Consider the following 2,494-nt stretch of genomic DNA (forward strand, 5'->3'; position numbering starts at 1 on the left):
CCCGCCCTCGGCCTACCCGACGACCCCCACCACCCCCACACCGTCACCGACGAACTCGACGGCGCCACCTACACCTGGACCCAGGCCAACTACGTGCGGCTCGACCCGCACACGAAGCCCGCACACATCCTCACGTTCCAGCGGAACGACGGACGTGTGCGGGCCGGTGGGAGCCGCCGGTCGGACGGGAGCATGGCCGGGGCGGACGGGACGACCGCGAGGTCGCGCCGGGCCGCGCCGCGGACCGCCCGGAACCGGCGGCGCCCGAGCGGGAGCTGACCGGGCGGCCGGGCCGTCAGGCCGGTTCGGCGCCGCTGAGCAGGCGGTCCTCGATGGACCGGCAGCCGGTGAACACCGAGCCGAGCCCCTCCCGGTCGATGATCTCGCGGAGCCGGGCCGGCAGCGCGGGCAGCGCCAGGCAGCCGCCCTCGGCGGCGACCCGCCAGCGGATGCCGAGCAGGATCGGCAGCGGGTCGCAGCGGATCCCGAGGCGCTCGTGCATCCGCACCATCAGGTGCCGCAGGTTCCCCTCGACCAGCGTCGTCAGCGTCTCCCCGAGCCGCGGCACCGTCACCTCGTCCAGCACCCCGGACAGGTGCACGACCGTGTGGTCCCCGTCGCCGGCCCCCGTCGTGGTGATCATCAGCTCGGACGGCGCGGGCGGCGTCGGGGTGAGCCCGGCGTCCCCCGGGTGCAGGGCGCGGATCGCGTCCAGCACGTGCGTGGTGTCGACGTCGCCCGCCGTCCCGGCCGGGACGGGCGTGCCCGTCGCGGACGCGACGTCGGGGAACACCGGGACGAGCTGCGCCAGCCCGGTCAGGTGCAGCGCCCGGCGCACGTGCGCGGACAGGGCGGGCACCACGGCGCGCAGCGGGCAGCCGAGCAGCTGCGCCCGCGTCTCGGCGCGGGCCAGCAGGACGAGCCCGGCCGCGTCCAGCAGCACCGCGTCACCGAAGTCGACGACGACGCAGGTGCGCCGCCGCGCCCGGGACGCGCCGCCCGCCGGGGTCCCCGCGGCCAGCGAAAGGGCCTTGCTCACGCCCTCGCGGATGCCCGCGTAGTTCTGCCAGCTGATCTGCGCGGGCAGGCTCAGCACGATGAACCCTCGCCGGGTCTCGATGCTGAGGCCCGGCACGGTCGTGTCCTTCATACGTCACATCCCGATCGGGGTTCTGGCGGCCGCGCGCGCGGGCCGGGGCGGGGCGGTCAGGGTGGAGCCGGGCGGTCCGGCCACCGTCCGGCCGTCCGGATAGGGCGGCCGGCCGCCGCGCACGACGCCCGTCAGCCGGGACGCCGCGAGGCGCTCGATGGTCCGTTCCTCGGGCCGCACCCCGAGATGGGTGCAGCAGCACCACAGGTCGTCGACGCAGCGGCGCACGTTCTCAGCCGGGATGTCGGCAAAGCGAACGCGCAGCCGCGCTACGAGCTCATCGCGCGTCGGTACGACCGATGGCGACTTCTCCCAGCGCTCCACTGTCCCTCCGATCGCTCTGGACGGACGCTTTCCGTCCGAACTGATCAGAACCCGCTGGTGAGGCGGGTTCTGAGCTTGGAAGCGACCTACCCGGGGCCTGCGACAGAAAAAGCGACGAACCTAAAAACACGGACATGACACAACCGTCGCGAAGCAAGTCTTCCGGAGCCGCCGCGCCAGCGTCCGAGCCGCGCACAGCCGGGTTTTTGCGCCACTTTCCCGCCGCGTGCCCCCGCCGCGCCCGCGGGCTGACCCGTCCGGACGCGGGACGGCGCCGCGGCACGCCCGGTCACGGTGAGTACTGAATCTTTTACGGATGGTTGCCTGTCGCGAACGTCACTCGCCGCGCCTACGGGCATTGCTGATCTAGATGTCTCCAACACACCCGGGGTGACCTATGCACGGCCAGCCGAAGAACACCGCCCGCAGCGCCATGTCCGACGAGGTCACCATGCCGGAGGCGGACATCGGAGCCACCGTCCGCGACACGAGCGGGTCCCCGGACGGGGCGCCGGCCGCCGGGGCCGTCCCCGACCCGTTCGACGACGACACGCCGCGCATGCCGCACTGGTTCAAGACGGCGGTGTTCTACGAGGTGTCGGTGCGCGGGTTCGCCGACTCCAACAACGACGGCTACGGCGACCTGCGCGGCCTCATCTCCAGGCTCGACCACCTGCAATGGCTCGGCATCGACTGCCTGTGGCTGCTGCCGATCTACCAGTCACCCCTGAAAGACGGCGGCTACGACATCGCGAACTACACCAGCATCCTGCCGGACTTCGGGGAACTCGGTGACTTCGTCGAGCTCATCGAGCAGGCGCACGCGCGCGGTATCCGGGTGATCGCGGATCTGGTGATGAACCACACCTCCGACCAGCACCCCTGGTTCCAGGCGTCCCGCACCGACCCCGACGGGCCCTTCGGAGACTTCTACATGTGGGCCGACGACGACACCGGCTACCCCGAAGCCCGCATCATCTTCGTCGACACCGAATCCTCCAACTGGACCTACGACCCCGT

The 2,494-nt window shown here is 72.2% G+C and carries 4 protein-coding genes; 2 read left to right on the top strand and 2 right to left on the bottom strand.

Annotated elements, in window-relative coordinates; genetic code table 11:
* Positions 1 to 279 (top strand): hypothetical protein (locus ABZ806_RS44980; protein WP_500226115.1); only part of this gene is annotated, 279 nt, incomplete at its 5' end.
* 16 nt (positions 280 to 295) lie between these two features.
* On the opposite strand, the gene ABZ806_RS44985 is transcribed toward ABZ806_RS44980, so the two are convergent.
* Together ABZ806_RS44985 and ABZ806_RS44990 are read right to left on the bottom strand one after the other, a co-directional pair.
* Complete coding sequence (locus tag ABZ806_RS44985) at positions 296 to 1,150, bottom strand: STAS domain-containing protein (RefSeq protein ID WP_500226117.1); 855 nt, start codon at positions 1,148 to 1,150, stop codon at positions 296 to 298.
* 3 nt (positions 1,151 to 1,153) lie between these two features.
* Complete coding sequence (locus tag ABZ806_RS44990) at positions 1,154 to 1,474, bottom strand: hypothetical protein (RefSeq protein ID WP_500226119.1); 321 nt, start codon at positions 1,472 to 1,474, stop codon at positions 1,154 to 1,156.
* Between the two features lie 559 nt (positions 1,475 to 2,033).
* Here ABZ806_RS44990 and ABZ806_RS44995 point away from each other — a divergent pair.
* Positions 2,034 to 2,494: alpha-amylase family glycosyl hydrolase (locus ABZ806_RS44995; protein ID WP_500226120.1), on the top strand; the 461-nt coding region annotated here is incomplete at its 3' end.

Source organism: Spirillospora sp. NPDC047418 (genome assembly GCF_040643275.1).
Lineage (GTDB): Bacteria > Actinomycetota > Actinomycetes > Streptosporangiales > Streptosporangiaceae > Spirillospora.

Coding starts and splice junctions, on each gene's coding strand:
- ABZ806_RS44985 (WP_500226117.1), bottom strand. CDS start 1,150: ATGAAGGACACGACCGTGCCGGGCCTCAGCATCGAGACCCGGCGAGGG.